The sequence below is a fragment of the Bartonella sp. AP57NXGY genome (genome assembly GCF_042195805.1).
Classification (GTDB): domain Bacteria; phylum Pseudomonadota; class Alphaproteobacteria; order Rhizobiales; family Rhizobiaceae; genus Bartonella.
Genome location: NZ_JBHIOZ010000649.1, coordinates 1 through 572 on the forward strand (window position 1 = coordinate 1; position 572 = coordinate 572).

1 pseudogene is annotated in these 572 nt (G+C 47.6%); it reads right to left on the reverse strand.

Features of this window, described 5'->3' with window-relative positions:
• A pseudogene (locus ACFIL8_RS12450) lies at positions 1-572 on the reverse strand (ATP-dependent chaperone ClpB); the annotation flags it as partial.

A 572-nucleotide genomic window follows, 5' to 3' on the forward strand; every position in this document is an offset into this window, starting at 1 on the left:
CGTACAGCACGAGAAACAGCTTGAACAGCCTCTCCCTGACCAATCACACGTTTGCTAATTTCATCTTCCATCCGCAACAGCGCCTCCCGTTCTGCCTCCAGCATTCGATCAACAGGAATACCGGTCCAGCGTGAAACAATCCGCGCCACATGTTCAGCAGTAACCGTCTCTTCAACGAGATGATTTTGTTGGTCATCATTTTCCGCGATACTCAATTGTTTTTCGAGTTCAGGAATGACACTATAAGCGAGCTCTCCAGCGCGTTGGAATTGTCCATCACGTTGTGCAATAGCCAAAGCATTACGAGCTTCTTCGAGTTGTTTTTTCAAATCAGCAGCATGCCCTAATTTTTGTTTCTCAGCCTGCCAAGCACTTGTCATCTCAGCGGACTGTTGTTCCAATGTTTTGAGTTCCTCCTGCACATTTTTCAACCGTTCTTTTGCTGTTGGCTCGACATCTGTTTTCAAAGCTTCCCGTTCGATCTTCAACTGTAAAATACGCCGATCAACAGCATCGAGTTCTTCCGGCTTTGAATCGACCTGCATGCGCAAACGCGCCGCCGCTTCATCGAT